We start from the raw sequence: 25,590 nt of genomic DNA, 5'->3' as shown, positions 1-25,590 counted from the left end.
CTTTCTGGTATAAAGCAGCGCTCTTTTCTAGGGGCTCGGCTTGTCGCATCTGCTGATTGAGTCGATAAGACCCTGAAGAAACACGGCGCCTGGCGCCAAAGACTGAGAGATTAAGCGGCCAACCCATGCCGGGTTGGGCATGTGGTTTTAGAGGGCTGAGGCATGTCGAGAGTCTGTCAAGTTACCGGTAAGGGTCCGGTAACCGGGAATAACATTTCCCACGCAAACAACAAAACCCGTCGTCGTTTCCTGCCGAACCTGCAGCATCATCGCTTCTGGGTCGAGTCCGAGAAGCGTTTCGTGCGTCTGCGCGTATCTGCCAAAGGCATGCGCATCATCGACAAGCGCGGCATTGATGCCGTTCTGGTCGACATTCGCCGTAACGGCGCCAAGGTCTAAGGGAGAGAATCATGCGTGAATTGATCCGTCTGGTGTCGACCGCTAATACCGGCCACTTCTACACCACCGACAAGAACAAGCGCACCACTCCGGACAAAATCGAAATCAAAAAATTCGATCCGGTTGTTCGCAAGCACGTGATCTACAAGGAAGCCAAGATCAAGTAATTGATCCGGCTGACGAAAAAAGGGCCCGTATCTCTGGATACGGGCCCTTTTTTTTGGCGGTTCGGCAGAAGCGGGATTGCCCGGCGAAGCAAGCTATCGCGGAGCAATCCCGCCCTTGCTCGTTATTTCTGTTCGAACATCACATAGATCTTGCGGCACGGCTCGAGCACTTCCCAGGTGCCCTTGAAGCCCGCCGGGATGACAAAGCGATCGCCGGCACGCAAGGTCTTCGCCCCGCCGTTTTCATCGCGCAGCACCGAAACGCCCTGCACGATTTCGCAGTATTCGTGTTCGGTGTAATTGACGGTCCACTGGCCGACTTCACCTTCCCAGACACCCGCCGCAAATTGGCCGCATGGGCTGGAATAGTGGTTGTAGACGGCCTGCTCAGGGTCGCCCTTGAGCACTTTCTCCGCGGCTGGGCGGTAGCGTTCGGCTTCGGTGAGGACCTGGGCGAAGTCGATGATCTGGTCGATGCGCATGGCTAGCTCTCTTGTTTGTTTAATAAAATGAACATCAGTAGGTGTTTGGGCTGATTATGTCAAATATATTGATAATTGGGTCGCCAGTGGTTTAGGGTGGCAGGTGCCTGTGCGCGTAGCTCGCCCGGCCAGAATTTTTGACAGTGCCCCTGAGCCCTCATGCGGCACTGCACCTTAATACAAGAGGAGGAGTTTCGTATGACCACCCTGACTCGTGCGGATTGGGAACAGCGTGCCCAGCAACTGAAGATCGAAGGCCGCGCCTTCATCAACGGTGAATACACCGCCGCCGTTTCCGGCGCGACCTTCGAATGCCTCAGCCCGGTCGATGGCCGCCTGCTGGCTCAGGTTGCCAGCTGTGACGATGCCGACGCCCAGCGTGCCGTCGAGAACGCCCGCGCCACCTTCGCCTCCGGCGTCTGGTCGCGCCTGGCCCCGGCCAAGCGCAAAGCCACCATGATCCGCTTTGCCGCCCTGCTCAATGCAAACGTCGAGGAGCTGGCGCTGCTCGAAACCCTGGACATGGGCAAACCGATCAACGACTCGCTGAACATCGACGTCCCGGGCGCAGCCCAGGCGCTGAGCTGGAACGGCGAAGCCATCGACAAGATCTACGACGAAGTCGCCGCCACCCCGCACGATCAGCTGGGTCTGGTGACCCGTGAGCCGGTAGGCGTGGTTGCCGCCATCGTGCCGTGGAACTTCCCGCTGCTGATGGCTTGCTGGAAACTCGGCCCGGCCCTGGCCACCGGTAACTCGGTGGTGCTCAAACCTTCGGAAAAGTCGCCGCTGACCGCCATCCGTATTGCCCAGCTCGCCATTGAAGCCGGTATCCCTGCAGGCGTGCTCAACGTGCTGCCAGGCTACGGCCACACCGTCGGCAAGGCCCTGGCCCTGCACATGGACGTGGATACCCTGGTGTTCACCGGTTCGACCAAGATCGCCAAGCAACTGATGATCTATGCCGGCGAGTCGAACATGAAGCGCGTCTGGCTGGAAGCCGGCGGCAAGAGCCCGAACATCGTCTTCGCCGACGCACCGGACCTGAACGCCGCCGCTGAAGCAGCCGCCAGCGCCATCGCCTTCAACCAGGGCGAAGTGTGCACCGCAGGCTCGCGCCTGCTGGTGGAGCGTTCGATCAAGGACAAGTTCCTGCCCCTGGTCCTCGAAGCCCTCAAGGCCTGGAAGCCTGGCAACCCGCTGGACCCGGCTACCACCGTGGGTGCGCTGGTCGATACCCAGCAGATGAATACCGTCCTGTCGTACATCGATGCCGGACACAGCGACGGCGCCAAGCTGCTGGTCGGTGGCAAGCGTATTCTCGAAGAGACCGGCGGCACTTACGTCGAGCCAACCATCTTCGACGGCGTGACCAACGCCATGAAGATCGCCCAGGAAGAAATCTTCGGCCCGGTGCTGTCGGTGATCACCTTCGACACCGTCGAAGAAGCGATCAACATCGCCAACGACACCCCGTACGGCCTGGCCGCCGGTGTGTGGACCGCCGATATCTCCAAGGCTCACCTGACCGCCAAGGCCCTGCGTGCCGGTAGCGTCTGGGTCAACCAGTACGACGGTGGTGACATGACCGCACCGTTCGGCGGCTTCAAGCAGTCGGGCAACGGCCGTGACAAGTCGCTGCACGCACTGGACAAGTACACCGAGCTGAAGGCGACCTGGATCAAGCTGTAACCACAGCCGTTCGACCCCGTTCACAGCCGGACCTTGCTCGACGCAGGTCCGGCTGTGTTGTTTCTGCTCAGTCACAACAGCCTGGGAGGCTGCAATGCGTTGGGGTACCTATTTCGCCGTGCTCTCGGCGGTGCTCAGTGTCGGTCTTGCGTTGGGGGTCAGCATGCCGCTGGTGTCCCTGCGCCTGGAAGGCTGGGGTTACGGCAGTTTCGCCATTGGCGTGATGGCGGCAATGCCTGCAATCGGCGTGCTGGTCGGCGCCAAGGTGTCCAGCCGTCTGGCTGCCCGCTTCGGCACTCCCGGGCTGATGCGCCTGTGCCTCTGGGCTGGTGCGTTGTCCATCGGTTTGCTGGCGCTGTTGCCCAGCTACCCGGTGTGGCTGGTATTGCGGCTGCTGATCGGCGTGATCCTGACCATTGTCTTCATCCTGGGGGAAAGCTGGATCAATCAATTGGTGGTCGAGCAATGGCGCGGGCGGCTGGTGGCGCTGTACGGCAGCACTTATGCCTTGAGCCAGTTGGCCGGCCCGCTGCTGCTTGGGGTGGTGGGGTCGGAGGATGATCTCGGCTTCTGGGTGGGGGCCGGTCTGTTGGTGGTGGCACCGCTGGCGCTGCTGGGGCGCAGCGGGGCGCCTGTTTCGGAATCCTGCAGCGTTACCTTCAACGACCTGCTTGGCTTTTGCCGGCGCATGCCGGTGATTGCCTGGGCCATTGCCCTGTTTGCCGCGTTCGAGGCGATGATCCTGACCCTGCTGCCAGTCTATTGCCTGCAACAAGGCTTCAGCACGGAGCTTGCCTTGTTCATGGTCAGCACGGTGGTGGTGGGCGACGCGTTGCTGCAGTTGCCCATCGGGGCCTTGGCCGATCGTATGTCGCGGCGCACCTTGTTCAGCGGCTGCGCATTGACCCTGTTGCTATCGAGCCTGGCCATTCCGCTGTTCATGCATACCTGGATGATATGGCCGCTGTGGGTATTGTTCGGCGCCAGTGCTGGCGGCCTGTTTACCTTGTCGCTGGTGCTGATCGGTGAGCGCTACCGAGATGATGCGCTGGTGCGCGCCAATGCGCATGTGGCGCAATTGTGGGGCATTGGTTGCCTGATTGGACCACTGGCCGCCGGTGCGGGCAGCCAGTGGATCAGCGGGCATGCCTTGCCATTGCTGATGGCGGTGGGCGCTGCCGGCCTGGTGTTGCTGGCGCGGCGACCGAACGCGTTCGAGCCGGCGCCGGTCTAGAGCATGCGCTCAAGGCCCACCGCCTTGCTGATCCAGGCATTGAAGCGCCGCCACAGCCCACCGGGCTCGGTGGTGAGAGTGTGCAGGTGGTGGTTGTCTTCGGTGACCCACACGATCTGATCGTTCACCAGTTGCGGCTGGTAGCTCAATGCCGGGGCCATACCTTGCACCGCCAGCTCGCGGGCGTACTCGGCCAGTTCCTGGCTGTCGACCAGAATGCCCACCTCGGTGTTCCACAGCACGGAGCGTGGGTCGAAGTTGAACGAGCCGATGAAGGTCTTGCGCCGATCAAAGATGATCGCCTTGCTGTGCAAGCTCGAGTCGGAGCTGCCATACAGGCGCAAACCCCGGTTGGCGCTGGGGTCGCCCGGTTGGCGGCGCAGCTCGTACAAATGCACGCCGTGCTCCAGCAATGCCCGGCGGTAGGGCGCGTAGCCGCCATGAACCGCCGGCACATCAGTGGCTTCCAGGGAGTTGGTCAACAGCTTGACCGACACACCGGCATCGGCGCGGCTGGTCAGGTACAGCAGGCCGGGCTCGCCGGGAACGAAGTAGGCCGAGATCAAGATCAGCTCATGCTGCACGTCGTTCATTTCGGGGGCCAGCTGCTGCGTCATCAGCAGCTGCGGGTCGGGCTCGTCACTGGCCAGTACCTTGCTCGGCGCATCCCAGAGTGCCTGGTTATGGGCCCAGATCAACTCGTTGCGCCAGACGTCCAGGCGCGGGTTGGTCTGGTAGGCCATCAAGCGGTCGTAGAGGGCCTTGCGCTCGATCCTGGCATCGGCAAGGTAGGCTTCCAGGCGCTGGCGGCTGTCACGCAGGTCGCTGGCATCGGGTTGGCTCAGGAGAAAGTCGCCGATCGGTTTGCTCAGTGCGCTGTTCCAGTACTGGTCGAAGCTGTGGCCCAGTTGCTCGGCCACAGGTCCGACGCCGAGCAGGTCGATGTCGGTGAAGTTCAGGTTGGGCTCGGCATCGAAGTACTCATCGCCCAGGTTGCGGCCACCGACAATGGCCATGCTGTTGTCCACCAGCCACAGCTTGTTGTGCATGCGCCGGTGCTGCAGGTTGAGATTGAACAGGCGGCCCACGGCCCGGGTCGCGCCGGTGCTGCGTCCAAGGCGCAACGGGTTGAACACGCGGATGTGGATGTTGGGGTGGGCGGCGAGGGTGGCCATCTGCACATCGAGGCCATCGCTGGTGGTGTCGTCGAGCAGGATGCGTACACGCACGCCGCGATCGGCCGCCTGCAGCAGCTCATGCACCAGGGCGCGGGTGCTCAGGCCGTCATGGACGATGTAGTACTGAAGGTCAATGCTCGATTGGGCATTGCGGATCAGCTCGGCGCGGGCCCGGAAGGCCTCATTGCTGTTGGGCAGCAGGCGAAAGCCCGAGCGCCCTTCGTAGGCCGAAGCCTGGCGCTGCACCGAGCGTCCGAACGCCGAGTCGCCGGCGGGCAGCGCCTGCGTCACTTCCCGCGGCTGACTGACAGCGGCACAGCCACCCAGGCCGAACATCAGCGACAGCATCAAGGGCAGCGCGCGCGGGTTTCTCAAGGCGATGAGTCCTTAACGACAAAGGCTTATGGGGTTGGACCGCGAGCGGCGGCGGAAAGTTACCCGCCGTTGCCGTCTTCAACCAGTAGACGAATGGCGGTCTCGCCAACCTTGCGCACGGCTGCTTCGATCTCGCTGGTTGGGCGTGCGGCGAAGTTCATCCGCAGGCAGTTACGGTACTTGCCCGAGGCAGAAAAAATGCTGCCCACGGCGATCTGTACACCTTGCCCAAGTAAAGCCCGGTTAAGGCGCAGCGTATCGAAACTTTCCGGCAACTCCACCCACAGCATGAAGCCACCTTGCGGCCGGCTGGCGCGGGTGCCGGGCGGAAAGTAGCGAGTGACCCAGTCGCTCATCTGGTCGCGACCGCGTTGGTACTGGCTGCGCATGCGCCGCAGGTGGGGCTGGTAGTGCCCGCCTTCGATGAAGTCGGCGATCGCCAGTTGCGGCTGGGTCGCCGTGCAGCCGGTGCTGATGTACTTCATGTGCAGCACCCGTTCCAGATAACGTCCGGGCGCGACCCAGCCGATGCGCAGGCCCGGGGCCAGGGTCTTGGAGAACGAACTGCACAGCAGCACCCGGCCGTCTTCGTCGAACGACTTGATCGTGCGCGGGCGAGGGTAGGTGTAGGCCAGGTCGCCATACACATCGTCTTCCAGGATCGCCACATCGAAGCGCTGGGCCAGGGTCAGCAAGGCTTTCTTGCGGGCCTCGGGCATGATGTAGCCCATCGGGTTGTTGCAGCTGGGGGTAATCTGGATGAGTTTGATAGGCCACTGTTCCAGGGCCAGTTCCAGGGCTTCGAGGCTAATGCCGGTGATCGGGTCGGTGGGAATCTCCAGGGCCTTCATGCCCAGGCCCTTGAGGGTCTGCATGGCGCCGTGGAAGCTGGGCGAGTCCACGGCAACAATATCGCCGGGCTGGCACACCGCGCGGATACTGGCCGACAGGGCTTCGTGGCAGCCGGTGGTCACAACCAGGTCGTCGGGGCTGACCGTACAGCCGGAATCGAGCATCAGCCGGGCGATCTGCTGGCGCAGGGCCTGGGTGCCAGAGATGGTGTCGTAGTACAAGCCGGGCATGTCCTGGCGCCGACTGAGCTGGGCGAGGCTGCGCAGCAAGGGCTTGAGCGTCGGGCTGTCGATATCCGGCATGCCGCGCCCCAGTTGCACCACATCCTTGCTCGGCACGCTGCGTACCAGTTCGATGACCTGCTCCCACTGGGAAATTTCCACCGGTCGCTGTGCCGGGCGGCTGACGTCGGGCAGGGCCGGCAGGCTGCGGTCGGTGGGCACGAAATAACCCGATTTCGGCCGTGGTGCCGCCAGGCCGTTGTCTTCCAGCAGGCGATAGGCCTGTTGCACCGTGCTCAGGCTGACCCCGTGTTCCACGCTCAGGGCGCGTACCGAGGGCAAGCGGTCACCGGGGCGGTACAGGCCTTGCTCGATGCGGGCACTGAGCAGCTCGGCAAGGTTGACGTAGAGGGTCATTGCATACTCCCGAAGCAGGCTTTGGCGGGTGACCGATACAGATGCGGAAAAAATACAGCATTCAGTGGGAAACTTGCCAATTCTGTATGGGAATAATAGCGGTACGTTGAATCTGTAATGCTTTTGAGCGAGCGCGCATGCTTTTCCTACGGTTATCCCACCCCGGAGGAATCAAGCAATGAGCGGTATGAGCGATGTGCGCCTGAGTTTGCACGCCGAAGAACTGAGCCCTGAACAACCGGTGCAACTGGTCAGTGTGCCAGCCGGACTCGGCCGCTGGGGGCTGATGGCGCACCGTTGGCACAGTCGTCGTGCGCTGCTGCAACTGACACCCGACCAGTTGCGCGATATTGGCCTGAGTGCGGCGCAGGCCCGCGCAGAGGGGCTAAAACCCTTCTGGCGCGGTTAGACCAGCTCTTTGAGGCGGTGCCAGAGCATACCCAGGGCCAGCAGCGGCGAGCGCAGGTGCTTGCCGCCCGGGAAAGTGATGTGCGGCACCTGGGCGAACAGGTCGAAGCGCCCGCTCTGCTGGCCGCTGATGGCCTCGCCGAGCAGCTTGCCGGCCAGGTGAGTGGCGTTGAGCCCGTGACCGGAGTAGGCCTGGGCGAAATACACATTCGGCTGGTCGGGCAGGCGGCCAATCTGCGGCAGGCGATTGGCACCGATGCCGATCATGCCGCCCCACTGGTAGTCGATGCGCACGTCGGCCAGTTGCGGGAACACCTTGAGCATCTTCGGCCGCATGTAGGCGGCGATGTCCTGCGGGTCGCGGCCGGAGTAGTGGCAGGCGCCCCCGAACAACAGGCGCCGGTCAGCCGACAGGCGGTAATAGTCGAGGGCCACTCGCTGGTCGCACACGGCCATGTTCTGCGGCAGTAGTGTCCGCGCCCTGGCTTCGCTGAGGGGCTCGGTAGCAATGATATAGCTGCCGGCAGGCAGCACCTTGCCGCCAAGTGTGGGGTTGAGGTCATTGAGGTAGGCATTGCAGCCCAGCACCAGGGTGTTGGCCCGCACTGAACCGCTGGCGGTGTGAACACGTACCTGCGGGCCGTAGTCGATGCGGGTCACCGCCGATTGCTCGAACAGCTTGACGCCCAACTGGCTGGCGACGGCCGCTTCACCCAGGGCCAGGTTCAGCGGATGCAGGTGCCCGGAGCCCATGTCGATCAGGCCGCCGACATACTGGTCGGAGCCCACCACCGTATGCATCTGCTCAGGCTGCACCAGGCGCAGGTCATGGCGGTAGCCCAGGCTGCGCAATTCTTCGGCATCCTCGGCAAATCCTTCCAGGTCGCGCGGTTTGTTGGCCAGGTCGCAGTAGCCCCAGGTCAGGTCGCAGGCGATGGCATGACGCTCGATGCGTTCGCGGACAATGTCTACGGCCTCCAGCCCCATCAGCTTCAGTTGGCGAACGCCGTCGTTGCCCAGTATCGGTGCGAATTGCTCCAGCCCATGGCCCACGCCACGAATGAGCTGCCCACCGTTGCGCCCGCTGGCACCCCAGCCGATCTTGCGAGCTTCCAGCACAATTACGCTCAGGCCGCGCTCAGCCAGCTCGATCGCCGTGTTCAACCCGGAAAAGCCACCGCCCACCACGCACACATCACAGCTCGACTCGCCGGCCAGCGGCGGATATTCCGGCTGCGGCAGGCTGCTGGCGGTGTAATAGGAAGCAGTGTGGGAGGCGGGTTGTTGAACAGAGGCGCTCATGGATGAGTCCTGATTGATATGTTTAGAAAAATTGACGCAGGATAAGCTGCGCTTTCGGCACCGGGCAACCATGGGGCAAAATAGCGACATTCCTTCTTCTTCGCCGCAGGTCGCCATGAGTTGCAACAGCCACAAGATCCGCTTCCTGCGCGATCAGATCCCGTCGTTCGAGTGCGTCCCGGGCTGTCATGACTGCTGTGGGCCGGTGACCACGTCATCCGAGGAAATGGCTCGCCTGCCGCGCAAGAGCGCTGCCGAGCAGGAAGCCGCCCTCAACGAACTGAACTGTGTGCACCTGGGGCCCGAGGGCTGCACGGTGTATGAAGAGCGGCCGCTGATCTGCCGGCTGTTCGGTACTACCCCGCGCCTGCCGTGCCCTAACGGTCGGGGACCTGCACAAATGATCGATCCCCAGGCCGAGAAACTGGTGCACCAGTACATCGCCAGCACCCGTCAGGTGCTGGTCTGAGGCTCAGTCCGGAATCGGCAGGTTGAGGCTCTCTTTTACCTCTTCCATCACGATATAGCTCTTGGACTCGCGCACGTGGGGCAGCTTGAGCAGGATGTCGCCCAGCAGCTTGCGGTAGGAAGCCATTTCCGAGATTCGCGCCTTGACCAAGTAGTCGAAGTCGCCCGACACAAGATGGCACTCCAGCACATGGGGAAGCTTGAGGACGGCGCGGCGGAACTCCTCGAACGTATCGCCCGACTTGTAGTCCAGGCTGATCTCGACGAACACCAGCAGGCTGCCTTTGAGGTGCTGGGGATTGAGCCGGGCGTTGTAGCCCATGATGATCCCTTCGCGCTCCAGGCGCCGGACCCGCTCGGTGCAGGGCGTGGTCGACAGGCCGACTTTCTCGCCCAGTTCAGTGAATGAAATACGCCCATCTGCCTGCAGGATACGCAGGATGTTGCGGTCGATCTTGTCCAGTTCACGCTTGCTTTGGTGCTGGGTTCTCATAGTGGATGCCCCTCCGTAAAAGCCAACCTTGCCGAGAATTCTCGCCAAATATAGGCTTTTATATAGTGAAAAGCACTGGCCATACCTTCCTATACTGCGCCCATCTACGCCATTAACAACAAATGTCAGCGGTACGCTGCGTCGAGGGTAATCAACATGCGAGTTCTGGTACTTGGTAGCGGTGTGATCGGAACCGCCAGTGCCTACTATTTGGCACGGCAGGGGTACGAGGTGGTCGTGGTCGACCGTCAACCGGCAGTCGCCATGGAAACCAGCTTTGCCAACGCAGGCCAGGTCTCGCCAGGCTACGCCTCGCCCTGGGCTGCACCAGGCGTGCCGCTCAAGGCCATCAAGTGGCTGCTTGAGCGTCATGCGCCCCTGGCCATCAAGGCTACCGCCGATGTTGATCAATACCTGTGGATGGCGCAAATGCTGCGCAACTGCACCGCCAGCCGCTATGCCGTGAACAAGGAGCGCATGGTCCGTCTGTCCGAGTACAGCCGCGACTGCCTCGACGAGCTGCGTGCCGAAACCGGCATCGCCTACGAAGGCCGCACCCTGGGTACCACCCAGCTGTTCCGTACCCAGGCGCAACTGGACAACGCGGCTAAGGACATCGCCGTCCTCGAGCAGTCCGGCGTGCCTTACGAGTTGCTCGACCGCGAAGGCATTGCCCGCGTCGAACCCGCCCTGGCCAACGTCACCGACATTCTGGCCGGCGCCCTGCGTTTGCCCAACGACCAGACCGGCGACTGCCAGCTGTTCACCACCCGCCTGGCGGAAATGGCGATCAAGCTGGGCGTCGAATTCCGCTTCGGCCAGGACATCCAGCGCCTGGACTTCGCCGGCGATCGCATCAACGGAGTATGGATCGACGGCAAGCTGGAAACCGCCGACCGCTACGTGCTGGCGCTGGGCAGCTACTCGCCGCAGATGCTCAAGCCCCTGGGCATCCGCGCACCGGTCTACCCGCTCAAGGGCTACTCGCTGACCGTGCCGATCACCGATCCGGCCATGGCACCGACTTCGACCATTCTCGATGAAACCTACAAGGTTGCGATCACCCGTTTCGACAATCGCATCCGGGTGGGCGGCATGGCCGAGATCGCCGGTTTTGACCTGTCGCTGAATCCGCGTCGACGTGAAACCCTGGAGATGATCGTCAACGACCTTTATCCTCGCGGCGGCGACCTGAGCCAGGCTAGCTTCTGGACCGGCTTGCGTCCGACCACCCCGGACGGTACGCCGATCGTGGGTGCCACGCCGTTTCGCAACCTGTTCCTCAATACCGGCCACGGTACACTGGGCTGGACCATGGCCTGCGGTTCCGGCCGCCTGCTGGCTGACCTGATGGCGCGCAAAAAGCCGCAAATCAGCGCCGAAGGCCTCGATATTTCGCGTTATGGAAAACACCAGGAGTCTGCAAAGCATGTCAGTCCAGCGCCAGCTCACCAATGAGCGCATGAGCCAGATCGTTACCCACAATGGCACCGTCTACCTGGCGGGCCAGGTGGGTGACGACATGAACGCCGGCATCGAACAGCAGACCCGTGAAACCCTGGCCAACATCGAGCGCCTGCTGGACCTGGCGGGCACCGATAAAAGCCGTCTGCTCTCGGTGACCATCTACCTCAAGGACATCGACGCCGATTTCCAGGGTATGAACGCGGTGTGGGACACGTGGCTGCCAAAAGGCGTCGCGCCCGCTCGCGCCACGGTCGAGGCCAAGCTGTGCGAACCGGAAATCCTCGTTGAACTGTCGGTAGTCGCCGCGCTGCCTTAACCCGCAATCCCTCACCCGGTGCCGCTGGCGGCCCACAAGCTGCAGTTGGGCACCGGGTTTTTTACTTCCAACCAGACTGCCCAGAAGGCTGCCGTCATGCGTCCTGCCCGTGCCCTGATCGACCTCCAAGCCCTGCGTCACAACTATCAACTGGCCCGCGAACTATCCGGCGCCAAAGCCCTGGCCGTGATCAAGGCCGATGCCTATGGCCACGGTGCCGTGCGCTGCGCCCTGGCGCTCGAGCAACAGGCCGATGGTTTCGCCGTGGCCTGCATCGAGGAAGCGCTGGAGCTGCGGGCTGCCGGGATCAAGGCGCCGGTACTGCTGCTCGAGGGCTTTTTCGAGGCCGGCGAACTGGAGCTGATCGCCCAGCATGACTTGTGGTGCGTGGTGCATTCGCTGTGGCAGCTGGAGGCTATCGAACAAGCGCGGATCAACAAGCCCATCACCGTGTGGCTGAAGATGGACACCGGCATGCACCGGGTGGGCCTGCACCCGAAGGATTACCAGTCCGCCTACCAGCGCCTGCTGGCTAGCGGCAAAGTGACTCGCATCGTTCTGATGAGCCACTTTGCCCGCGCCGATGAACTCGACAGCAGTGCCAGCAACGACCAGGTCGCGGTGTTCCAGGCCGCTCGCCAGGGCCTCAGTGCCGAAGTCAGCCTGCGCAACTCGCCGGCCGTACTCGGCTGGCCGGCCATTCCAAGTGACTGGGTACGACCGGGCATCATGCTCTACGGCGCAACCCCGTTCGAAGTCCCGCAGGCTGAAGCGGCGCGTTTGCAGCCGGTGATGACCCTGCAATCGCGAGTCATCAGCGTGCGCGAGCTGCCGGCCGGTGAGCCGGTGGGCTATGGCGCCAAATTCATCAGCCCGCGCCCGACCCGGGTCGGGGTGGTAGCGATGGGCTATGCCGACGGTTATCCGCGCCAGGCGCCGACTGGTACACCGGTGCTGGTAGCCGGCAAGCGCAGCCAGCTGATTGGCCGGGTATCGATGGACATGCTCTGCATTGACCTGACCGATGTACCGGAAGCGGGCGTCGGCAGCCCTGTGGAGTTGTGGGGCAAGAATGTACTGGCCAGCGACGTGGCCATGCAGGCCGGCATGATCCCTTATCAGATCTTCTGCAACCTCAAGCGCGTGCCGTTGGACTATATCGGCGACTGAAGCGCCAAAGCGGACGGGCTGCGGGTCGAAGTGTTGTAAATACTGAACGCTGTTGCGATGATAACGTTCAATTTCGACCCCACTCGTTCGTTTAGGAGGGCTCCAGCATTGGACGTCGGTGAACGACTGCAAGCCATTCGCAAGCTCAAGGGCCTGTCTCAGCGTGAACTCGCCAAACGGGCGGGCGTTACCAACAGCACGATCTCGATGATCGAAAAAAACAGCGTCAGCCCTTCGATCAGCTCGCTGCGCAAGGTGCTGGGCGGTATTCCGATGTCGATGGTCGAGTTCTTTTCCGAAGAGCTGCAACCGGAAAACCCCACGCAGATCGTGTACAAGGCCCACGAACTGATCGATATCTCCGACGGTGCGGTGACCATGAAACTGGTCGGCAAGGCGCACCCGAGTCGGGCCATCGCCTTTCTCAACGAAGTCTATCCACCGGGCGCCGACACGGGCGAAGAGATGCTCACCCACGACGGTGAAGAGACCGGCATCCTTCTTGAAGGTCGCCTGGAACTGGTGGTGGGCCTTGAAACTTTTATCCTCGAAGCGGGCGACAGCTACTATTTTGAAAGTACCAAGCCGCACCGTTTTCGCAATCCGTACGACGAGCCGGCCCGGCTGATCAGCGCAGCGACGCCGGCCAACTTCTAAGGTGCAGCACGCGGCGGATTGTCGCGGCTAAGACCCTTTGGACTCTAGGGTTGTTTCAGTGAGGCAGGGTTCCCGTTATACTTGCGCCGCCTGCGAATCCGTGGCCGCGGGCGTGACTAGCCACCATGAGGGTGTACGTGTGAATCTAATCAAGAAAATGCTGGCCGTACCAGCTGCCGTATTGGCCCTTTGGGCAGTCAGCGCACAAGCTGCGACCAACGACGACATCGCCAAACGGCTGGAACCGGTTGGCCAGGTGTGTGTACAAGGTCAGGAATGCAAGGGAATGGAAGTGGCTGCCTCCGCAGGTGGTGGCGGTGCCAAGACCCCGGACGAAATCATCGCCAAACACTGTAACGCCTGCCACGGCAGCGGCCTGCTGGGCGCGCCGAAGATCGGCGACACTGCCGCCTGGAAAGAGCGTGCCGACCACCAGGGTGGCCTGGACGGTATCCTGGCCAAGGCCATCACCGGCCTGAACGCCATGCCGCCAAAAGGCACCTGCGCCGATTGCTCGGATGACGACCTGATGGGCGCTATCAAGAAGATGTCCGGCCTGTAAGCCTTCGCGCTTTTCGAACAAAGCCCGCCTTGTGCGGGCTTTGTTGTATTCGCATCCCCACTGCGATTTAAACGCTGGCCTGTGAAGCAAACACGGGGCATGCTCGGTCGAACCTGCAAGGATGACCGGGAGGCGTAGATGACGCTCGATTGCTCGATTGAAAAGGCCGTGGACGAGGTGCTGGCACGATTGCCAGCACATATCCACATGGGCCTGCCCCTGGGATTGGGCAAGCCCAATGCATTCGTCAACGCGCTGTATGCACGGGTCCGGCAGCTACCCGAGCGACAATTGACGATCTACACCGCCCTGAGCCTCGGACGCCCTGACTTGGGCGATGGCTTGCAGCGGCGTTTTCTCGAGCCCTTCATCGAGCGGGTGTTTGCCGACTATGAAGAGCTCGCCTACCTGGACGACCTGCGCAAGGATCGGCTGCCGGCCAACATCCGTGTCGAGCAGTTCTTCATGCAGCCAGGTAGCCTGCTGCACAGCGCCACTGCCCAGCAGGATTACGTCAGCAGCAACTACAGCCATGCCGCCCGAGACATCAATGCCAAGGGCCTGAACCTGGTGGCCCAGCTGGTGGCGCAAAGCCCGCAGCACCCGGATCATCTGAGCCTGAGCTGCAACCCGGACATCACCCTCGACTTGCTGCCCATGATCGCCCGCCGCCGCGCCGCCGGGGAAACCATCCTGCTGTTGGGGCAAGTGCACGCCGAACTGCCCTACATGCCGGGCACCAGCGAGCTGCCCCGGCAGAATTTCGACCTGTTGATCGACGCCGTCGAGCACAGGCGCCTGTTCTCGACACCGAACATGCCGGTGACCACCCAGGATCACTTCATCGGATTGCACGCCAGCGCCCTGGTGCGTGATGGCGGCACCCTGCAGATCGGGATTGGCGCCATGGGCGACGCTCTGACTGCCGCTGTGCTGGCACGCCAGGCCGACTGCGAGCGCTACCAGGCACTGCTGGCGGACATCGACCTGCAACCGTGGCACGCGCTGATTGAGCGCGAAGGCGGTATCGAACCGTTCGCCCAGGGCCTCTATGGCTGCAGTGAGATGTTCGTCAACGGCCTGCTCGCACTGCTCGACGCAGGCATCATCCAGCGCCCGGTGTACGCCGACGAGCAGCGTCAGCAGGCGGCCAACGACGGCCAGCGGGACGATCAGGGCGTCCTGGTGCATGGCGGCTTCTTCCTTGGTCCGCGGGCCTTCTATGAGCGTTTGCGGGAAATGCCACTGGCGACGCGAAAACGCATTTCCATGAGCGCGATCAGCTACATCAACGAACTCTATGGCCACGAGTCACTCAAGCGTTTGCAGCGCCGCGATGCGCGCTTTATCAACACGGTATTCACCATGACCCTGATGGGCGCCGGAGTGGCCGACCAGTTGGAAGACGGACGGGTGCTCAGTGGCGTGGGGGGGCAATACAACTTCGTTGCCCAGGGCCATGCCCTGGAGGGCGCGCGCTCGATCCTGCTGCTGCGCAGCTGGCGCGAAGCGGGCGGGGTGGTCAGCTCCAACCTGGTCTGGAGCTACGGCCATTGCACCATCCCCAGGCACCTGCGCGACATCGTTGTCACCGAATACGGTATCGCCGACCTGCGCGGGCAAACCGATGTCCAGGTGATCACAAGGCTTCTGAATATCACCGACTCACGTTTTCAACCGGAGCTGATCGAGCAGGCGCAGAAGGCCGGCAAGCTGGCCAAGGATTTTCGGCTTGATCCGCGCTATACCGAAAACACCCCGCAGCGTTTGCAGCAGATACGCGAACGGCATGCGCGGTTGTTTCCGGAATATCCGCTGGGCAGTGACTTTACCGCCGAGGAGCGCGACCTGTTGCGCGCTCTGAACTGGCTCAAGAGCAAGTTCAAGCTGAGCGAGGTACTGGAACTGGGCAAGGCGGCTCTGGATGCACCGGCGCCTGAGGCGTATCCGGCGCAATTGGCGCGGATGGGCCTGGCACAGCCGCAGGGGCTGAAGGAGGAGTTGTATCAGCGCTTGTTGCTGGCGGGGTTGCAGGCGACGGCTTGAGGGGGTTTTCGCGGGGCCAGCCTGCTCCTACGGTAGGAGCGGGCTGACCCCGCGAGCCCTGCGATCACTCGATAAACGTAACCACACCGTCCTTGAGCGACTTCACCCGGGCCAGCGATTCAACGCGGTAGCCCTGGCTGTCCAGCTCGGCACGGCCGCCCTGGAACGACTTCTCGATAACGATACCCAGGCCGGCAACGGTGGCACCGGCTTGCTTGATGATCGAGATCAGTGCCTGGGAGGCTTTGCCGTTGGCCAGGAAGTCGTCGATCACCAGCACGCGGTCGCTGCTGTTGAGGTGGCGCGGGGAGATCGCCACGGTATTTTCGGTCTGCTTGGTGAAGGAATACACCGAGGCGGTCAGCAGGTTCTCGGTCAGGGTCAGCGACTGGTGCTTGCGCGCGAAAATCACCGGTACACCCAGCTTCAGGCCAGTCATCACCGCCGGGGCAATGCCGGAGGCTTCGATGGTGACGATCTTGGTGACGCCGGAGTCGGCGAACAGACGGGCGAACTCGTCGCCGATCAGTTGCATCAGCGCAGGGTCGATCTGATGGTTGAGAAACGCATCGACTTTGAGAACCTGATCGGAAAGCACGATGCCTTCTTCGCGAATCTTCTGGTGCAGTGCTTCCACTGTGGTAATTCCTCGATGTAGCAAGAGTGGCCACGGCAATACGCCGCAGCAAAGGTTGATTATCTAACGTTTGAGCATGGCGCGGATATCGGCCAGTGCATTATTGCCGCGAGCGGCTTTCACTTCCGTCGGTGCATCATCCAGGCCTTCCCAGGCCAGGTCGTCATCGGGCAGCTCGTCGAGAAAACGGCTCGGCGCACAGTCGATGATCTCGCCGTACTGCTTGCGCTTGGCGGCATAGGTAAACGCCAGGGTCTGGCGTGCGCGGGTAATGCCCACGTAGGCCAGGCGTCGTTCTTCCTCGATGGTGTCGGCTTCGATACTGGAACGGTGCGGCAGAATCTCTTCTTCCATGCCCATGATGAACACGTAGGGGAACTCCAGGCCCTTGGAGGCGTGCAGGGTCATCATCTGCACACCCTCGGCACCGTCTTCCTCTTCCTGCTGGCGTTCGAGCATGTCGCGCAGCACCAGCTTGCCGATGGCTTCCTCGATGGTCATGCCACCGTCTTCGTCCTTCTCCAGGGTGTTTTTCAACGCCTCGATCAGGAACCAGACGTTGCCCATGCGAAAGTCCGCGGCCTTGTCGCTGGAGCTGTTGGTGCGAATCCAGTTCTCGTAGTCGATATCCATGACCATGCTGCGCAGGGCGGCAATGGGGTCTTCCAGCGCGACTTGTTCGCGCACCCCGTCCATCCAGCGCTTGAAGCGCTGCAGGCGGTCGGTGTAGCGGCTGTCCAGATGCTCGCCCAGGCCCAGCTCTTCGCTGGCGGCATACATCGAGATCTTGCGTTCGGTGGCGTAGTTGCCGAGTTTTTCCAGGGTGGTCGAGCCGATTTCACGGCGCGGAACGTTGATCACCCGCAGGTAGGCGTTGTCGTCGTCCGGGTTCACCAGCAGGCGGAAGTAGGCCATCAGGTCTTTCACTTCCTGGCGGCCGAAGAAGCTGTTGCCGCCTGACAGGCGATACGGCACCTGGTGGTGCTGCAGCTTCAGTTCGATCAGCTTGGCCTGGTAGTTGCCCCGGTAGAGGATGGCGAAGTCGCTGTACGGCCGGTCGGTGCGCAGGTGCAGGCTGAGGATCTCCATGGCCACGCGTTCGGCCTCGGCTTCCTCGTTCTTGCAGCGGATCACACGGATTTCGTCACCGTGGCCCATCTCACTCCACAGTTGCTTCTCGAAAGCATGGGGGTTGTTCGAGATCAGCACGTTGGCGCAGCGCAGGATACGGCTGGTGGAGCGGTAGTTCTGCTCGAGCATCACCACCTTCAGAGAGGGGTAGTCGTCCTTGAGCAGCATCAGGTTTTCGGGGCGCGCACCGCGCCAGGCGTAGATCGACTGGTCGTCGTCACCTACCACGGTGAACTGGTTGCGCGTGCCGATCAGCATCTTCACCAGCAGGTACTGGCTGGCGTTGGTGTCCTGGTATTCGTCTACCAGCAAGTAACGCACCTTGTTCTGCCACTTTTCGAGGATGTCGGTGTGCTCTTCGAACAGCTTTACCGGTAGCAGGATCAGGTCGTCGAAGTCCACCGCGTTGAACGCCTTGAGCGTGCGCTGGTAGTGGGCGTAGACAATGGCGGCGGTCTGTTCCTTGGGATTGCGGGCTTTTTCCAGCGCCTCGGGTGGCAGGATCAGGTCGTTTTTCCAGGCGCCGATCATGTTCTTGATCTCGTCGACGCCGTCGTCGCCCGAGTATTCCTTCTGCATGATGTCGGTCATCAGGGCCTTGACGTCGGTCTCGTCGAAGATCGAGAACCCCGGCTTGTAGCCCAGCCGTTCATGCTCCTTGCGGATAATGTTCAGGCCCAGGTTGTGGAAGGTCGACACGGTCAGGCCGCGCCCTTCGCCCTTGCGCAACAGGGTGCCGACCCGCTCTTTCATCTCCCGCGCGGCCTTGTTGGTGAAGGTCATGGCCACGATGTACTGTGCACGAATGCCGCAGTTCTGCACCAGATGCGCGATCTTGCGCGTAATCACGCTGGTTTTGCCGGAGCCAGCACCGGCGAGCACCAATAGTGGGCCGCCGACGTAGTTCACGGCTTCTTGTTGCCGGGGGTTGAGTCGGGACATGACAGAAACCGGGGTCGCTAGAAAAATAGCCGCGCATTTTAGCAGGGGTAGAAAGATTCTGCCGCGACCGTCTGACAGTGTGACGTACCACTCGATCTAAATTTGCCGCTTTTGATACTTTCCCGCAGGATGCGTGGCGAAACCTGCGGGATGTCGGCAATGGAATGGCATGACTTCAAGTGAAAATCATTTTCACTAATGGTTTAGGATGACCATCCTCGCTGCCCATTGTCATTTGACTGTGCCTACGTCCTAAGGAGCCAGCTTGTCCACGCCTGTCGAACCCTTGCGTTTGCTCCTGCTGGCCGACGAGCCCGAGTGGGCCGCGGCCTTGCGCGATTGCCTGGTACCGCTGGCAGGCAGTGCGGTGATATTGACCGCACCAAACTGGGACGCTGTCGACAGCCTGTTTGCCAATGATCGCAATGCCGTGGTGCTGGCCACCCCGGCGCTGCAGCCGGCCCCAGGGCGTTGTATCTTGCCGATGGTCCTGCTGCTCGAGCATGAGCCGCAGGTGCCGCCGCCTGGCGTCAGCGACTGGCTGGTGCTCGATCACTTGAATGCCGATGCCCTGCGCCGCTGCCTGCGCCACGTGCGCGAGCGTGGTGTACTGGAAGCAACCTTGCAGCGTCTGGCCGAACAGGACCCCCTGACCGGCATCGCCAACCGCCAGGGTTTCCAGACCTTGCTGGCCGCGCGGCTGGCCGACAACGAAGGACGAGGCGTGGCCCTCGGCCACCTGGACCTGGACAACTTTCGCCATGCCAACGACGCCCTCGGCCACCAGGCCGGGGACCGGTTGATCCTGCAGGTGGTGGGGCGGCTCAAGAGCCAGCTCGAAGCAGGGGACCAGGTTGCACGCCTGGGCAGTGATGAATTTGCCCTGTTGATCGATACCCGCCGCGAACCCCAGCGCGCCGAGTGGATGGCCGAACGCATTACCGAAGCCCTGGCCGAACCCTACTGGGTCGACGGCGAGAGCCTGTTGATCGGCTGCAGCCTGGGCGTGGCCCATGCCCGCGCCCAGGGCGGTGCCGACCCCTTGATGTGGCATGCGCACATTGCCATGCAGCAGGCCAAGGGCACCCAGGGCTGCACGTTCCATATCTTCAACGAGCGGATCAACCGCAATGCCCGCAGCCTTGCCGACCTGGAGAGCGAGCTGCGCCGCGCCCTGCGCCGGGACGAACTGGAGCTGCATTACCAGCCACGCCTGGACCTGGCCGACGGTCGCATCGTCGGCCTGGAGGCATTGGTGCGCTGGCGCCATGCCGAACGTGGCTTGCTGCCACCTAGCGAGTTCGTGCCCCTGGCCGAGCAGAGCGGGCTGATCGTGCCCTTGGGCTATTGGGTGATTTCCCGGGCCCTGCGCGACATGCAGGCGCTGCGCGAACAAGGCCTGGCGCCGTTGCACATGGCGGTGAACCTGTCGTTTCGCCAATTCCAGGACAGCCAGTTGCTGGCGACCCTGAGCCGGCTGATCATCGAACATGGCGTCGACGCGCGCTGGCTGGAGTTCGAGCTGACCGAAACCGCGGTGATGCGCCGCAATGACCTGGTCAAGCAAACCATGGACGCCCTCGGGCGCCTGGGGGTGCGCTTCTCCCTCGACGACTTCGGCACCGGTTTTTCATCGTTCGTGCACCTCAATAGCCTGCCGATCACCTTGCTCAAGGTCGATCGCAGTTTTGTCGGCGGCATGGAGCTGCGCGAGGAGAACCGCAAGCTGGTGCACGCCATGATCAACCTGGCGCACAACCTCAACCTGGAAGTGGTGGCCGAGGGCGTGGAAACAGCGGAGCAGATGGCGTTGCTGCGCAGCTATGACTGCGACCAGGTGCAGGGCTTTTTGATCAGTCGGCCGTTGCCGATCGATGAGTTGATGGGTTTTTTACTGAGCGGGGCGGGGCAGCAGTCGGTTGCCCTGTAGACAAATATCGCGGTGCAAGCCCGCTTGTAGGAGTGGGCTTGCACCGCGATAAATGACTCAAGCCACCGAAGCCCTCACCGCCGCGGACTTCCCCAGCAACCGCTTCATCCGCCACTCGAATGCCAGCGTCAAACTGATCGCCGCGCACGCCAGGCCCAGGGCCAGGCCCCACCAGACACCCACCGCGCCCATGCCCAGGGTGAACGCCAGCAACCAGGCCGCGGGTGCACCAATCACCCAATAACAGAACAGCCCGACCAGGAAGGTGGTCTTGGCGTCCTTGAGGCCGCGAATCGAGCCCATGGCGATGGTCTGCACGCCGTCGAACAGCTCGAACCAGGCGGCGACCATCAACAGGCTCACGGCCAGCTGGATAATGTCGGCAAAGGCCGGGTCGCCATGGTCGAGGAACAGGCCCACCAGCGGGTCCGGCAACAGCCAGAACAAGATGGCGAACCCCAGCATCATCGCCGCCCCGAAGCCGATTCCCACGCGGCCGGCATGGCGGGCACCAGGCAGGTTGTTGGCGCCGTAGTAGAGCCCCACCCGCATGGTCACCGCATAAGACAACCCCGCCGGAATCATGAACGCCGTGGAGACAATCTGCAGGGCGATCTGGTGAGCGGCCAGCTCAGTGCTGCCCAGCACGCCCATGCACAGTGCGGCAAAGGCGAACAGGCCGACTTCCACGGTGTAGGTGCCGCCAATGGGCAGGCCAAGGCGCCACAGTTCACGCAGGGCCGGCCACGAGGGGCGGCTCAGGCCCTGGCGGATCGGGTAGGGCTCATAAGCCGGGTGCCAGCGGATGTACAGCGCCATGGCCACCGCCATGCAGTTGGCGACCACTGCGGTGACCAGGCCGATACCGACCAGGCCCAGCTTGGGCAAACCGAACATGCCTTCGATCAGCGCATAGTTGAGCAGGAAGTTGGCTACCGTACCGATCAGGCTGATGACCATCACCGGCGTCGAGCGGCCGATGGCGCTGGTAAAGCCGCGCAAGGCCATGAAGCTCAAGTAGCCGGGCAGGGCCAACGGCAGCAGGAGCAGGAACTGGGCGGCCGACTCGACGTTGTTCGGGCTCTGGCCGAGCAGCAACAGCACCGGTTCCAGGTTCCACAGCGCCAGTGCCGCCACCAGCGCCATGGCCCAGGCTAGCCAGAGCCCGGCCTGGGTCAGGCGGGTGGCGCCGGCGATATCACCGGCCCCTTTGCGAATCGCCACCAGCGTACCGACAGCGGCGATCACACCCAGGCAGAAAATAGACACGAACGAATAGCTGGCCGCGCCCAGGCCGCCGCCGGCCAGGGCCTGGGGGCTGATACGGGCCATCATCAGGGTGTCGGTCAGCACCATCAGCATGTGGGCCAGCTGCGAGGCGATCAACGGACCGGCCAGGCGCAGCAGTGCCTTGAGTTCATGTGTCGGTGCAGCCTGCATTGTTTCGTCCTTTCTGACGCGAGGTGAGGGAAAGTCTCGGAGTCTGGGCTTTTATCCGCAGATCCACAAAAGGATAAAAACGATCATTGGCATGATTAAAACTCATACGAGTATGATCCTCTGGACCCACTCCCGGTTTGCCTGGACGCTTTCCCATGTCTCGTCGTTTACCGCCCCTGTACGCCTTGCGGGCATTTGAAGCCGCTGCCCGGCACAGCTCGTTCACCCGCGCCGGGGATGAGTTATCGATTACCCAAAGTGCGGTGAGCCGGCACATCCGCACCCTCGAAGAGCACTTCGCCTGCCGCCTGTTTGTGCGCAATGGCCGTAGCCTGCAGTTGAGCGAGGCCGCCCGGTTGTTGCTGCCGGGTGTTCGCGAGGGGTTCGCCGCGCTGGAGCGGGCCTGCAATACCCTGCGCAGCGAAGACGACATCCTGCGCATGAAAGCCCCCTCTACCCTGACCATGCGCTGGCTGTTGGCCCGGCTCAGTCGCTTTCGTCACCTGCAGCCGGGCAACGAGGTGCAGCTGACCAGCGCCTGGATGGACGTGGACCATGTGGACTTCAACCACGAACCCTTCGACTGCGCCGTATTGCTGGGCGATGGGCACTTTCCACCGGACTGGGAAGTGGCCCGGTTGTTCTCCGAGCTGCTGATACCGGTGGGCGCGCCTGAACTGCTGGATGAAGGCCCGTGGGATGTCCGGCGCCTGGCCGGGGTCGAGCTGCTGCACCCGACCCCCGACAAACGCGACTGGCGTGCCTGGCTGGCGCGCATGGGGCTGACCGACAAGGTGTCGCTCAAGGGCGGGCAGGTGTTCGATACGCTGGAGTTGGGGATGATCGCCGCTGCCCGGGGCTATGGGGTGTCGATGGGCGATCTGCTGATGGTGGCCGAGGACGTGGCCCAGGGACGCTTGAGCCTGCCCTGGCCGACGGCGGTGGCCAGCGGCCTGGACTATTACCTGGTGTGGCCGAAAACCCGGCCGGGTGGGGAGCGCTTGCGGCGCTTGAGCGATTTTTTGCAGGGTGAGGCGGATGCCATGGACCTGCCGAAGGTGGCGGTGCTTTGACTCACAGGGCCAGCCCGCTCCTATCGAAGGAGCGGGCTGGCCCTGCGATCACGCTCAAAAACCAGGCAACCCCAGCGCCTGCGCACAGGCCTGCAACGAGCGCTGCTCGCTCTGCGCATACAACGCCAGCTCGTCCTGCACCGCCTTGCCCAGCGCGAGCTCAAAGGCGTCCCGGTTGGCGTTGCTGCCGTATTCGCTCTGGGCGTCGTCACCCAGGTTGGACTGGAAGATCCCCGCCGCACTGACCGGCAGGAAGTCTTCGTACACCAGTGCTTCGAAATGCACGTGCCCAGCGTCGATCAGGCCCTGCAGCGAGGTCGGCCGGCTGGCGTCGCAGCGCGCCGCCATGCCGCGCTCGGTGGCAAAGTAGCGGAAGTACGCCAGCCCTTGCTCGCGCATGAGCGCCAGGTCATCCGGGAAGGCCTGGAAGCTCTCCTTGAGCAGGCTCATGTAGCGTTCGGCGTTGGCCTCGGCCGGAACACCGCCCAGCGCATCGCGAGCGGCGTCGAGCAATTGGTCGTACAGCTGGCGACCCTTGGGGGTGAGCGCCGCGCCGCGCTGTTCGATTTCGCCGAAGCGCGCGGTATGGCTGCCGCCGGCTTCACCGTGCTGATCGCTGAACGCGACCTTTTCCTGCAGGGCCTTGAAGCTGGTCTGGCGCAGCAGGATCGGGCAGCGGCGCGGTGGCGGGCCTTCGATCACCGCCTTGGGCGGGATACCCTTGGCCGGCATGCCCTGCTGGATGGCGTCGATGTCCAGGGTACGGGGTGTCAGGTGGTTGATGTGCGGGCCCTTGAAAGCCACCACATCGGCAATCAGACGGTGCTGGTCGTGCAGTTGCTGGTACTGCTCGGCGGTCACGGTAGCGTCGTGGTGCCAGCGGAAGGTATGCAGGGCTTCGTCGACGAAGGTACGGGCATCATCGGCGTTCAGGCCGCCATCACGTTCGAACTGTTGGATCAGCTGCAGTGCGCGCGGGGTGAAGATCTGCCGCTTGGCGAGGATTTCGCGGGACAGCTCTCGCAACGCCGGGTTGTCGATCAGCTCCAGGCGCAGCAGCGAAGTGAACACCCGGAACGGGCTGATGTGCAGCGACTGTTCGTGCACGGCGCGAAACGCGGTGGAGTGCACCGGCACGCCGGCCGAGCTCAGGTCGTAGTAACCCACTGGCTGCATGCCCATGACCGCGAACAGGCGGGCGATGGTGGCCAGCTCTTCGGCGGTGCCGACGCGGATGGCGCCGTGGCGTTCCTGATCGAGGCGCTCGATCTCGCCGGTCCAGCGCAGGGCCTGGGCAACCGCCGGTTGCTGGCTCATCACCTGCTGGTTGATCTCGCTCACCAGCGCCAGCAGCGTGCCGTACAGCGGCACCTCTTGCTTGTACATGAGCGACATGGCGGCCGAGAACTGCGCGCGAATGCTGTCCGGGCTGACGAAATCTTGAGCGGGCATCGAAAGCTTCCTGGTGAGTGGGCACCGCTACATGAAAGCGAGGAATGCACTGCTCCCGCAAGCGAAAAAAAGTCGATCAGTCATTCCGTTATTTCGTGATCCTGGGGCGCGAGTTCTGCGCCGATCCAGTCGACCAGCGCACGCACCTTGGGCACTTCGGCGGCGTGCTCGGCAAAGGCCAGAAAATGCGCGCCGCTGCTGCGCATGCTGTGCTGCCAGGGCACCACCAGCTTGCCCTCGGCCAGCTCCTGGGCCACCAGGTAGCGCGGCACCAGGGCCACCCCACAGCCGGCCTGGGCGGCACTCAGGCTCATATAGAACGTATCGAAGCGCGGGCCGTGATAGCTGTGGGCCGAATGCAGCCCTTGTTCGAGAAACCATTCATGCCAGGCCTCGGGGCGCGAGGTGCTTTGCAGCAGCACCAGCTCGGACAGTTCACTGGCGTCCTTCAGGCTACGGCCCTGCAACAGCTCCGGCGCGCAGACCGGCAGCACCTCTTCGCCGAACAACTCCACGCAGGTGGCCCCCGGCCACGTGCCCTGGCCGTAGAAGAACACCACGTCGGCCTTGCCCTGGAGCAGGGCAAAGGGCTCCATCTCGTTGCGGATATCCAGGTGGATGTTCGGGTGATGTTTGCCGAAGCCCTTGAGGTGCGGAATCAGCCAGCGCACGCCGAAGCTCGGCTGGGTGGCCACCTTGAGCACTTCGGTCTGCTGGCCGTAGGAGAGGATGTAGCGGCTGGACATGTCGACCTGGGTGAGAATCTTGTTGACCTCGGCCAGGTACAGCGCGCCTGCTGGAGTCAGTTGCAGCCGACGGCGTATCCGCAGGAACAGGTGATGGCGCAGCATCTCTTCAAGTTGCGCCACCTGTTTGCTTACCGCGCTCTGGGTCAGGTGCAGTTCTTCGGCGGCGCGGGTGAAGCTCAGGTGCCGGGCGGCGGCCTCGAAACACTGCAGGGCGGCCATCGATGGCACCAGACGTTTGGACATAGCGGTCTCTAAGCAGGTAGATCATTACCTGGCGGAATGATATGCAGAATAAAGGTCGTTTGTTGCGCCAGAGTGATCGGATTAATA

The 25,590-nt window shown here is 62.7% G+C and carries 24 protein-coding genes; 14 read left to right on the top strand and 10 right to left on the bottom strand.

Annotated elements, in window-relative coordinates; translation table 11 throughout:
• The first annotated feature begins 162 nt into the window (after positions 1-162).
• Both rpmB and rpmG read left to right on the top strand, forming a co-directional pair.
• Positions 163-399, top strand: a complete 237-nt coding sequence (gene rpmB / locus NPS58_RS19140) for a 50S ribosomal protein L28 (protein ID WP_010225868.1) — start codon at positions 163-165, stop codon at positions 397-399.
• Positions 400-410: 11 nt separating this feature from the next.
• Complete coding sequence (gene rpmG / locus NPS58_RS19135; RefSeq protein ID WP_010225867.1) at positions 411-566, top strand: 50S ribosomal protein L33; 156 nt, start codon at positions 411-413, stop codon at positions 564-566.
• Positions 567-688: 122 nt separating this feature from the next.
• Here rpmG and NPS58_RS19130 read toward each other — a convergent pair whose 3' ends face one another.
• Entirely contained in the window at positions 689-1,048 is a 360-nt protein-coding gene (locus NPS58_RS19130; RefSeq protein WP_274116879.1) for a cupin domain-containing protein, read from the bottom strand.
• A 198-nt stretch (positions 1,049-1,246) separates the two neighbouring features.
• Between NPS58_RS19130 and NPS58_RS19125 the strand changes: the two genes are divergently transcribed.
• Entirely contained in the window at positions 1,247-2,740 is a 1,494-nt protein-coding gene (locus NPS58_RS19125; protein WP_028942447.1) for an aldehyde dehydrogenase, read from the top strand.
• A gap of 94 nt (positions 2,741-2,834) precedes the next feature.
• On the top strand, positions 2,835-3,974 hold the full coding sequence (locus NPS58_RS19120; protein ID WP_274116878.1) for an MFS transporter: 1,140 nt from the start codon (positions 2,835-2,837) through the stop codon (positions 3,972-3,974).
• Here NPS58_RS19120 and NPS58_RS19115 read toward each other — a convergent pair.
• Both NPS58_RS19115 and NPS58_RS19110 read right to left on the bottom strand, forming a co-directional pair.
• The gene (locus NPS58_RS19115) at positions 3,971-5,527 is read right to left on the bottom strand and encodes a phospholipase D family protein (RefSeq protein WP_274116877.1); all 1,557 of its coding nucleotides are present in this window, start codon (positions 5,525-5,527) and stop codon (positions 3,971-3,973) included. The genes NPS58_RS19120 and NPS58_RS19115 overlap by 4 nt on opposite strands.
• A gap of 59 nt (positions 5,528-5,586) precedes the next feature.
• A complete protein-coding gene (locus NPS58_RS19110) occupies positions 5,587-7,017 on the bottom strand; it encodes a PLP-dependent aminotransferase family protein (RefSeq protein ID WP_274116876.1) in 1,431 nt (476 codons plus the stop codon).
• Positions 7,018-7,195: 178 nt separating this feature from the next.
• Between NPS58_RS19110 and NPS58_RS19105 the strand changes: the two genes are divergently transcribed.
• Positions 7,196-7,426: a DUF1127 domain-containing protein gene (locus NPS58_RS19105; RefSeq protein WP_274116875.1), complete on the top strand. Its 231-nt coding sequence runs from the start codon at positions 7,196-7,198 to the stop codon at positions 7,424-7,426.
• On the opposite strand, the gene NPS58_RS19100 is transcribed toward NPS58_RS19105, so the two are convergent.
• Positions 7,423-8,727 (bottom strand): NAD(P)/FAD-dependent oxidoreductase, encoded by a 1,305-nt coding sequence (locus tag NPS58_RS19100; protein WP_274116874.1) that lies wholly within the window; start codon positions 8,725-8,727, stop codon positions 7,423-7,425. The genes NPS58_RS19105 and NPS58_RS19100 overlap by 4 nt on opposite strands.
• Before the next feature lie 115 nt (positions 8,728-8,842).
• Between NPS58_RS19100 and NPS58_RS19095 the strand changes: the two genes are divergently transcribed.
• Positions 8,843-9,196, top strand: a complete 354-nt coding sequence (locus tag NPS58_RS19095) for a YkgJ family cysteine cluster protein (RefSeq protein ID WP_274116873.1) — start codon at positions 8,843-8,845, stop codon at positions 9,194-9,196.
• Between the two features lie 3 nt (positions 9,197-9,199).
• On the opposite strand, the gene dadR is transcribed toward NPS58_RS19095, so the two are convergent.
• Positions 9,200-9,688 (bottom strand): transcriptional regulator DadR, encoded by a 489-nt coding sequence (dadR, locus tag NPS58_RS19090; RefSeq protein WP_008366790.1) that lies wholly within the window; start codon positions 9,686-9,688, stop codon positions 9,200-9,202.
• A gap of 156 nt (positions 9,689-9,844) precedes the next feature.
• On the opposite strand from dadR, the gene dadA reads away from it, so the two are divergent.
• The 6 genes from dadA to NPS58_RS19060 all read left to right on the top strand — a co-directional run bounded on the left by dadA (position 9,845) and on the right by NPS58_RS19060 (position 15,906).
• A complete protein-coding gene (gene dadA, locus NPS58_RS19085; RefSeq protein ID WP_274116872.1) occupies positions 9,845-11,146 on the top strand; it encodes a D-amino acid dehydrogenase in 1,302 nt (433 codons plus the stop codon).
• Positions 11,118-11,471, top strand: coding sequence for a RidA family protein (locus tag NPS58_RS19080; protein WP_274116871.1), 354 nt, complete (start codon positions 11,118-11,120; stop codon positions 11,469-11,471). The genes dadA and NPS58_RS19080 overlap by 29 nt, the downstream gene beginning before the upstream one ends.
• A gap of 96 nt (positions 11,472-11,567) precedes the next feature.
• Positions 11,568-12,641 carry an alanine racemase gene (gene alr / locus NPS58_RS19075; protein ID WP_274116870.1) on the top strand — a complete coding sequence of 358 codons (1,074 nt, stop codon included), beginning with the start codon at positions 11,568-11,570 and terminating at the stop codon, positions 12,639-12,641.
• A 108-nt stretch (positions 12,642-12,749) separates the two neighbouring features.
• Positions 12,750-13,298 (top strand): cupin domain-containing protein, encoded by a 549-nt coding sequence (locus tag NPS58_RS19070; RefSeq protein WP_028942437.1) that lies wholly within the window; start codon positions 12,750-12,752, stop codon positions 13,296-13,298.
• A 139-nt stretch (positions 13,299-13,437) separates the two neighbouring features.
• A complete protein-coding gene (locus tag NPS58_RS19065) occupies positions 13,438-13,860 on the top strand; it encodes a c-type cytochrome (RefSeq protein ID WP_028942436.1) in 423 nt (140 codons plus the stop codon).
• Between the two features lie 138 nt (positions 13,861-13,998).
• The gene (locus tag NPS58_RS19060; RefSeq protein WP_274116869.1) at positions 13,999-15,906 is read left to right on the top strand and encodes an acetyl-CoA hydrolase/transferase C-terminal domain-containing protein; all 1,908 of its coding nucleotides are present in this window, start codon (positions 13,999-14,001) and stop codon (positions 15,904-15,906) included.
• Positions 15,907-15,970: 64 nt separating this feature from the next.
• On the opposite strand, the gene NPS58_RS19055 is transcribed toward NPS58_RS19060, so the two are convergent.
• Both NPS58_RS19055 and rep read right to left on the bottom strand, forming a co-directional pair.
• On the bottom strand, positions 15,971-16,543 hold the full coding sequence (locus NPS58_RS19055; RefSeq protein ID WP_274116868.1) for a xanthine phosphoribosyltransferase: 573 nt from the start codon (positions 16,541-16,543) through the stop codon (positions 15,971-15,973).
• 63 nt (positions 16,544-16,606) lie between these two features.
• Complete coding sequence (gene rep / locus NPS58_RS19050) at positions 16,607-18,616, bottom strand: DNA helicase Rep (protein WP_274116867.1); 2,010 nt, start codon at positions 18,614-18,616, stop codon at positions 16,607-16,609.
• A gap of 265 nt (positions 18,617-18,881) precedes the next feature.
• Between rep and NPS58_RS19045 the strand changes: the two genes are divergently transcribed.
• Positions 18,882-20,546, top strand: a complete 1,665-nt coding sequence (locus NPS58_RS19045; protein ID WP_274116866.1) for a putative bifunctional diguanylate cyclase/phosphodiesterase — start codon at positions 18,882-18,884, stop codon at positions 20,544-20,546.
• Between the two features lie 57 nt (positions 20,547-20,603).
• Here NPS58_RS19045 and NPS58_RS19040 read toward each other — a convergent pair whose 3' ends face one another.
• Positions 20,604-21,986 carry a NorM family multidrug efflux MATE transporter gene (locus NPS58_RS19040; protein ID WP_274116865.1) on the bottom strand — a complete coding sequence of 461 codons (1,383 nt, stop codon included), beginning with the start codon at positions 21,984-21,986 and terminating at the stop codon, positions 20,604-20,606.
• A gap of 155 nt (positions 21,987-22,141) precedes the next feature.
• On the opposite strand from NPS58_RS19040, the gene NPS58_RS19035 reads away from it, so the two are divergent.
• Positions 22,142-23,059, top strand: coding sequence for a LysR substrate-binding domain-containing protein (locus tag NPS58_RS19035; protein WP_274116864.1), 918 nt, complete (start codon positions 22,142-22,144; stop codon positions 23,057-23,059).
• A gap of 54 nt (positions 23,060-23,113) precedes the next feature.
• Here NPS58_RS19035 and hglS read toward each other — a convergent pair whose 3' ends face one another.
• Both hglS and NPS58_RS19025 read right to left on the bottom strand, forming a co-directional pair.
• Positions 23,114-24,511, bottom strand: coding sequence for a 2-oxoadipate dioxygenase/decarboxylase HglS (gene hglS / locus NPS58_RS19030; RefSeq protein ID WP_274116863.1), 1,398 nt, complete (start codon positions 24,509-24,511; stop codon positions 23,114-23,116).
• Positions 24,512-24,591: 80 nt separating this feature from the next.
• Positions 24,592-25,503 carry a LysR family transcriptional regulator gene (locus NPS58_RS19025; protein WP_274116862.1) on the bottom strand — a complete coding sequence of 304 codons (912 nt, stop codon included), beginning with the start codon at positions 25,501-25,503 and terminating at the stop codon, positions 24,592-24,594.
• Positions 25,504-25,590: the final 87 nt, after the last annotated feature.

It is taken from the genome of Pseudomonas putida, assembly GCF_028682455.1.
GTDB classification, from domain to species: Bacteria; Pseudomonadota; Gammaproteobacteria; order Pseudomonadales; family Pseudomonadaceae; genus Aquipseudomonas; species Aquipseudomonas putida_AA.
Note: the sequence above shows the minus strand (reverse complement) of the source record. Positions and strands in the feature narration are given on the sequence as shown.